The 7,577-nt window shown below is 62.5% G+C and carries 5 protein-coding genes; 2 read left to right on the forward strand and 3 right to left on the reverse strand.

The window, feature by feature from the left end:
* On the forward strand, window positions 1-1,381 hold a 1,381-nt coding region (cimA, locus tag ACE3S9_RS11555), incomplete at its 5' end, for a citramalate synthase (protein ID WP_374546613.1).
* Between the two features lie 160 nt (window positions 1,382-1,541).
* Window positions 1,542-2,582 (forward strand): polyphosphate kinase 2, encoded by a 1,041-nt coding sequence (gene ppk2, locus ACE3S9_RS11560; RefSeq protein WP_374546614.1) that lies wholly within the window; start codon window positions 1,542-1,544, stop codon window positions 2,580-2,582.
* Between the two features lie 41 nt (window positions 2,583-2,623).
* Here the strand turns inward: ppk2 and ACE3S9_RS11565 are convergent, their stop codons facing one another.
* The 3 genes from ACE3S9_RS11565 to ACE3S9_RS11575 all read right to left on the reverse strand — a co-directional run bounded on the left by ACE3S9_RS11565 (window position 2,624) and on the right by ACE3S9_RS11575 (window position 7,201).
* Window positions 2,624-4,687 carry an acyltransferase family protein gene (locus ACE3S9_RS11565; RefSeq protein WP_374546615.1) on the reverse strand — a complete coding sequence of 688 codons (2,064 nt, stop codon included), beginning with the start codon at window positions 4,685-4,687 and terminating at the stop codon, window positions 2,624-2,626.
* A 3-nt stretch (window positions 4,688-4,690) separates the two neighbouring features.
* Entirely contained in the window at window positions 4,691-5,248 is a 558-nt protein-coding gene (ilvN, locus tag ACE3S9_RS11570) for an acetolactate synthase small subunit (protein ID WP_374546616.1), read from the reverse strand.
* A gap of 192 nt (window positions 5,249-5,440) precedes the next feature.
* Window positions 5,441-7,201, reverse strand: a complete 1,761-nt coding sequence (locus ACE3S9_RS11575) for an acetolactate synthase 3 large subunit (protein WP_374546617.1) — start codon at window positions 7,199-7,201, stop codon at window positions 5,441-5,443.
* Window positions 7,202-7,577 lie beyond the last annotated feature (376 nt).

Here is a 7,577-nt window from a genome sequence, read left to right on the forward strand (position 1 = left end):
CGCCTTCGGCATGACCAAGCGCGCCGGACGTTCGGCGGCCAATGATCCGGGCGTGGCGGCTTTGCTCGACAGCGCGGCGGACACCATCGTCTTTGTCGCCAAGAGCTGGGACTATCAGGTCCATGTTGCGCTGGGCTGCACCTTGGAGGAAAATCTCGAAGGCATTTCCGACAGCGTCGCGACGGCGGCGAAAGCGGGCCGCGAGGTCATCGTCGATTGCGAACATTTCTTCGACGGCTACAAGGCCAATCCCGATTACGCCCTTGCCTGCGCGGAGGCGGCCTATAAAGCCGGCGCGCGCTGGATCGTGCTGTGCGACACCAATGGCGGCACGCTGCCGCATGAAGTCGAGCAGATCGTGCAGGCGGTCACGGTCCATGTGCCGGGCGACCATCTCGGCATCCACGCCCATAACGACACCGAACAGGCGGTGGCCAATTCGCTGGCCGCCGTCCGCGGCGGAGCGCGGCAGATCCATGGCGCGCTGAATGGTTTGGGCGAACGCTGCGGCAACGCCAATCTCTGTTCGATCATCCCGACTCTGCTGCTGAAGCCGGAATTTTCGGAGAAATATGAGATCGGCGTCACGCCCGAGAGCCTGCGCGGCCTGACCAAACTCAGCCATACGCTGGACGAATTGCTCAACCGCGCGCCCGACCGTCATGCGCCCTATGTCGGCGCCTCGGCTTTCGCGACCAAGGCCGGCATCCATGCGTCCGCCGTGCTGAAGGATCCGCGCACCTATGAGCATGTCACGCCGGAGAGCGTCGGCAATATCCGCCGCGTTTTGGTCTCGGACCAGGCCGGCAAGTCCAACATTCTCGCCGAACTGGAGCGGCTCGGCGTCTCGGTGGCCAAGGACGATCCGCGCGTGTCGCGCCTGCTCGACGCCGTGAAGGAGAAGGAGGCGCAGGGCTATGCCTATGAAGGCGCCGACGCCAGTTTCGAACTGCTCGCGCGCCGCGTGCTCGGCCACGTGCCAGTCTATTTCGAGGTCGAGCGTTTCCGCGTCGATGTCGAGCGCCGTCACAACGCCGAAGGCGCGCTGGAGACCTTTTCGGAAGCCACCGTGCGGGTGAATGTCGATGGCCAGAGCCTGATTTCGGCGGCCGAGGGCAATGGCCCGGTCCATGCGCTTTATGTCGCGCTGTGCAAGGATCTCGGTAAATATCAGAAATATATCGACGATATCGAGCTGCTCGATTTCCGCGTGCGCATCTTCCAGGGCGGCGCCGACGCCGTGACCCGCGTGCTGATCGAATTCGGCGACAAGAGCGGCGAGACCTGGACCACGGTCGGCGTTTCGCCGAACCTGATCGACGCCTCCTTCCAGGCCTTGCTCGACGCCATCGACTATAAATTGCTCAAGGTTGGGGTCTAGGGCCGATCGGCCCCGAGTCGGCGCGATTTTTCGCGCCGCATTGCGCCGGATCATGGCCGGCGCCGAATTATTACACTAGCATGACAATAACCCGCCGGCGCGTTCGCGCGCGTCGGTTTTTCGTGCATTTTTTTGCAAGATATTAGCGGAGGTATCGAGCTTGGCCCAAACCGTCGAAGACATTGAAACCGTTTCGAACGTCCAGCCGACCGCCGTCGCCTCGGCTCCTGCCGCCCCGGCCAAAGCCGAGACGCCCAAACCGGCGGGCAAGTCGGCTGTGAAACCGGCGAGCAAGCCCAAGGCTTCCGAGGCGGAGGAGACGCCGCAGCATCATCTCGCGCAGATGCGGCACGATCCCGCCGCGATCCGCCGCGTGTTCGAGACCGGGGAATATCCCTATGCCTCGCGCCTGCGCACCGCGCCTTATGAAGAGCATATGCTCAAGCTCCAGCAGGAGCTGCTCAAGGCGCAGCGCTGGGTCGAAACCAGCGGCGAGAAGATCGTCATGCTGTTCGAGGGCCGCGACGCCGCCGGCAAGGGCGGCACGATCAAGCGCTATATGGAGCATATGAACCCGCGCACCGCGCGCGTGGTCGCGCTGCAGAAGCCGACCGAGCGCGAGCGCACGCAATGGTTCTTCCAGCGTTATATTTCGCAATTGCCTTCGGGCGGCGAGATCTGCCTGTTCGACCGCTCCTGGTACAATCGCGCCGGCGTCGAGCGGGTGATGGGCTTCTGCACGCCGAGCGAATATCTGGAATTCATGCGGCAATGCCCCGAGGTCGAGCGCATGCTGGCGCGCTCCGGCGTGCGCCTGTTCAAATATTGGTTCTCGGTGTCGCGCGAGGAGCAGCGCCGCCGCTTCGAGGCGCGCAAGACTGATCCGCTCAAGCAATGGAAACTATCGCCGATCGACCTCGCCTCGCTCGACAAATGGGACGAATATACCGAGGCCAAGGAGGCGATGTTTTTCTATACCGACACCGCCGACGCGCCCTGGACCATCATCAAATCCGATGACAAGAAGCGCGCCCGCCTCAATTGCATGACGCATTTCCTGTGGTCCCTGCCCTATCCCAACAAGGACCTGTCCATCGTCCACGCGCCGGACCCGCTGATCGTCGGTTCCACGGAACATGTGATCGGCCGCGACATGCATATTATCGAAAAGACGGTGCACCCCAATCTCAAGCGGGGCTGAAGACGAAAAACCCGCCGGAAACGGCGGGTTTTTTTATGCGCTCACTCCGGCTTGCGCGCCGCCGCTAGGATTGGATCGAGCACCGGCGCCAAAATGTTCTTCACCGCATAGATCGAGCCCGCCGGGGTATAGTGCCCGTAATCCATCGAGATCATGTCCTCGGGCAGGTGCGGCCCGACTATCCGGCGGCAGCCTTCCGGCCCGCACAAGGCGCGCGCCTGGGAGATGTAGACGACATTGTCGCCCCAGCGATGGGCGGCGAAAATGGCGTCCACGTCGAGGCTTCTCCGATCGAGGCTGTCGAATGTGAAATCGCTTGGCTTCTTTCCCGCATAAATTTCGCGTTCGAGCAGAGAAGGAAGCGCAGGCGACCAGGTTGGCACCTCGCCCATGACGATGATCGGTGAAGCGACTCCCGCTTTCCGAAGCGAAGCGACATTCGTGTCGAAGTCCTGCAGAAAAGTCGGATAGCTCCGGATGACGGAATCGTGGAAATCCTGGAAAAAGGCGGAAGCGATGATTGCCGTCGGCTTTAGCGCGGCAAGATTCTCGAAGATCGCCGCATTGTTTGCCCGGCATCGCAGCGAGCCGGCCAAGCCGGTGCTCCAATCCGTTTTCGGAATCAGCGGCGCGCAGCCCCCGGCGCCCATGATGACCAGATTGATCCGATCGCCATAAACCTCGCGCAGGCCCGGAATGAGATGCATCGCGTGAGAGTCGCCAAGCAGCGCCACGATCGGCCGCTCGGGGTTGTCTATCTTCAGGCACCCGCTTCTTTCGTAAAATGCATGCGCCTTGCTCTTCTGCTCGTCGAGACTGCCCATACGCGCGATCTCGCTGTCGCTGCAGACGTGATTCGCGACAAGGACTTTTGCGGCGACCCCGACATAGTCCACGATTGCGAGAACCTCGGGCGGCGAGCGCTTCGGAAAACCGTTTTGTTGCCGGGTCAGGCTGCCGAGCCCCCCCGCAAGCGCCGTTGTGGCCAGCAAGATCCCGGCGACGACAAGCGGTCTACGCGAGTAGCCTTTGGCGACAGGTCGCTCGATGAACCGCCATGTCAACCAGGCGAACAATACCGAGAAGCCGAGCAAGAGCGCCATCAGCCACGGCGGAAGGAGTTCGCCGACGTTGACATGGGCGAACGATAGCAGCGGCCAATGCCATAAATAGAGAGGATAGGAGATCCGGCCGAAAAATTGCGCAATGCGATTGCCGAGCAGGATATTGCTGATTTGCGCGCCCGGCGCTCCAATGACGAGGGCGCAGCCGACTGTCGGGAGCAAGGCGGCGGACCCGGGCCAAGGCGTCGCCTCGGAATACAGCCACAAGCTGGCCAGCATCATCGCAATGCCGAGTCCCGCCCGGAGATTGAGGGCAAACGCTGAAGACGGCGGTGGGTCGGCAAAAACCGCCCGCTGCGCCAGCAACGCGCCGAGCGCCAGTTCCCAGGCCCGACTGCTCAGGAAGAAGAAGGCGGCGTTCGGATCGCGAGGCGTGATGAAAATCGAAAAAGCGAGGGATAACAGGAAAAGAGCCGCAATGGCGGGGAGCAGGAAGCGGGAGACTCTGAACAGCAGCAGCATCAGCGCCGGCCAGATCAGGTAGAACTGCTCCTCGATGCTCAGCGACCAGAGATGCAGCAGCGGCATGTAGCGCGCGGCCGGATCGAAATAAGCCGCTGGACCTTGGGCCTGCCGATAAAGCCACAGGTTCACCGAGAAATAGGAGCTCCCCTCCATATGGCCGCCGAACCGGCGGAAATCGTCCGGGTTGAGCATGAACCAGCCCACGCCCCAACTGACGAACATCACCAGCAGCAGAGCGGGCAGGATGCGCCTCACCCGCTTGCCGTAGAAACCGGCGATCGAGAAGGCCCCGGCGACGCGTTCGCTCAGGATGATCCGCGTGATCAGGAAGCCGGAAATGACGAAGAAGATATCGACGCCGACGAAGCCGCCCCAAACGGGCAAGCCAGCGTGAAATGCCACCACGGCCAGCACGGCCAGTGCACGCAAGCCATTGATATCTGGCCTGAAATCATGATGCGCGAACGGCTTCGACATGGCGGCGTCGAAGCCCTTCTCGGAGACCGGCTTATCCATCAATCACATGCCCTGCGGGCCGCGGGTGATGGCGGCGACGCCGGTGCGCGCGACCTCCACCAGCCCGATCGGACGCATCAGCTCGACGAAATCGTCGATCTTCTTGGGCGCGCCGGTCAGTTCGAAAATGAAGCTCTCGGTGGTGGCGTCGATGACGCGGGCGCGGAAGGCTTCCGCGAGGCGCATGGCCTCGGTGCGGTTCTCGCCCTTGCCGCGCACCTTGATCATCGCCAATTCGCGCTGCACGAAACGGTCAAGCAGCGACAGATCCGTCACCTTGTGGATCGGCACGATGCGTTCGAGCTGATGCGAAATCTGCTCGATGGTCTCGGGCGCGCCGGTGGTGACGATGGTGATGCGCGAAAGCTGCTGGGCGTGCGCGACCTCGGCCACGGTCAGGCTTTCGATATTATAGCCGCGGCCGGAGAACAGGCCGACCACGCGGGCGAGAACGCCGGGCTCGTTGTCGACCAGCACGGACAAAGTGTGCGTCTCGGAGCGCGACGCCTTGCCGGCGGAGGAGGAATAGGGCGAGAGCGCGGCGGGGGTCTGGGCGTTCATGGAAATCCGTCCGTTAGCAAACTGAACCCGTCATTGCGAGCGAAGCGAAGCAATCCATCTTCCACGCAAACCGCAGCGTGGATTGCTTCGCTTCGCTCGCAATGACGGCGAGGTTGAAGCGGGGCGGCGCGGCTCGTCATCGAGGCCCCTCACCCCTGCCCTCTCCCCGCAGAACGGGGCGAGGGAGAAAACTCACACCAGCATCTTGCCCTTGTCGTCGATCACATTGCCGATGTCCTCATCGGTATCGGGCAGGATCATCTCGTTATGCGCCTTGCCCGACGGGATCATCGGCAGGCAATTCTCTGCCTTGTCCACGACGCAGTCGAACACGACCGCCTGCGGGCTGTCGATCATCTCCTGGATCGCGGCGTCAAGCCGGCCCGGATCGGAACAGCGCATGCCCTTCATGCCATAGGCCTCGGCGAGCTTGACGAAATCCGGCAGCGCCTCGGAATAGGACGAGGAATAGCGCCCGCCATGCAGCAATTCCTGCCACTGACGCACCATGCCCATATATTCGTTGTTCAGGATGAACACCTTGATCGGGCAGCGATATTGCTTGGCGGTCGACAGCTCCTGAATATTCATCAGGATGGAAGCTTCGCCCGCCACGTCGATCACCAGAGCGTCGGGATGGGCGAGCTGCGCGCCGATCGCCGCCGGCAGGCCATAGCCCATGGTGCCGAGGCCGCCGGAGGTCATCCAGCGATTGGGCTCCTCGAAGCGGTAATGCTGGGCCGCCCACATCTGATGCTGGCCGACCTCGGTCGTGATCAGCGTCTTGCGGGCCTTGGTCAAAGCGTAGAGCCGCTCGATGGCGTATTGCGGCTTTATGACCGTATCGGACTTCTTGTAGCCGAAGGAATTGCGGCCGCGCCAGCGGTCGATCTGGCCCCACCAGCCTTCCAGCGCCTTTTTGTCGACGCTATGCGCCTCGGAGCGCCACAGCCGGACCATATCCTCCAGCACATGGGCGCAATCGCCGACGATGGCGAGATCGACCGGCACGTTCTTGTTGATCGAGGACGGATCGATGTCGATATGGATCTTCTTGGAATAAGGCGCGAAGGCGTCGAGGCGGCCGGTGATGCGGTCGTCGAAACGCGCGCCGACGCAGACCATCAGATCGCAATCGTGCATGGCGTTATTGGCTTCATAGGAGCCGTGCATGCCCAACATGCCGAGCCAATTCTTGCCCGAGGCCGGATAGGCGCCGAGGCCCATCAGGGTCGAGGTGATCGGGAAGCCGGTCTGGGCCACCAGTTCGCGCAGCAAAGTCGCGGCCAGCGGGCCGGCGTTGATGACGCCGCCGCCGGTGTAGAAAATCGGCTTCCGGGCCTTGGACATCATCTCCAAAGCCTGTTTGATCTTGCCGATATCGCCCTTGAGCTGCGGCTGGTAGGTCTTGTGCTGCGCGTTCTTGGGCTGCGAATAAACGCCGCTGGCGAATTGCACATCCTTCGGAATGTCGATCACCACCGGGCCCGGACGGCCCGATCGCGCGATATAGAAGGCCTCGTGCAGGATGCGCGGCAGGTCCTCGATGCGCCGCACCAGATAATTATGCTTGGTGCAATGGCGCGTCAGGCCGACCGTATCGGCCTCCTGGAACGCGTCCGAGCCGATCAGATGGGTCGGCACCTGGCCGGTGATGCAGACCAGCGGGATCGAATCCATCAAGGCGTCGGTGAGGCCGGTAATGGCGTTGGTGGCGCCGGGGCCGGAGGTCACCAGCAGGCAGCCGACCTTGCCGGAGGAGCGGGCGTAGCCCTCCGCCGCATGGGCCGCGCCCTGCTCGTGGCGGACGAGAACATGCTGGACCTTGGTCTGGTGAAACAGGGCGTCATAGATCGGAAGGACTGCGCCGCCCGGATAACCGAACAAATGCGTCACGCCCTGATCCTGCAGGGCCTGCACCACCATTTCGGCGCCGGTCATCGTCTTCGACATTTCAACAGCTCCAGCTTACTTGACCTCTGGTCCGATCTTTTGCGCGGGCAAAGCTTGCGGCCAAAATAAAAAAGGCCCCTTTCGGGACCCGGGTAAGCGCCAGCGGCAGGAGATCCGGGTCAGTCCCGGCCTGCTTCAGGCGCTCGCATGATTACAAGAATGGTCCGCATGAGGGATGTTTCCCAAGATCGTTTGTTTCTCTTATGACAGGCCTTCGGAGCGGTCAAGCCTGTCCGGCCGCGACGGGACGCAAAAAAATCACCTCCGTCTCGCCGTAATCGCGCCGCTCAAGCAGGTCGAAACCGGGCGCGGGCTCGAACATGGCCGCAGTCGCTTCCTCCACGATCACCAGAGCGTCGGGGGCCAGCCAGCCGCC

This window comes from Rhodoblastus sp. (genome assembly GCF_041915505.1).
GTDB lineage: Bacteria > Pseudomonadota > Alphaproteobacteria > Rhizobiales > Beijerinckiaceae > Rhodoblastus.

What these genes read in the sequence shown, in the direction of transcription:
- ACE3S9_RS11565 (WP_374546615.1), bottom strand. Translation starts at nt 4,687, where the DNA reads ATGGATAAGCCGGTCTCCGAGAAGGGCTTCGACGCCGCCATGTCGAAG.
- ilvN (WP_374546616.1), bottom strand. Translation starts at nt 5,248, where the DNA reads ATGAACGCCCAGACCCCCGCCGCGCTCTCGCCCTATTCCTCCTCCGCC.
- ACE3S9_RS11575 (WP_374546617.1), bottom strand. Translation starts at nt 7,201, where the DNA reads ATGTCGAAGACGATGACCGGCGCCGAAATGGTGGTGCAGGCCCTGCAG.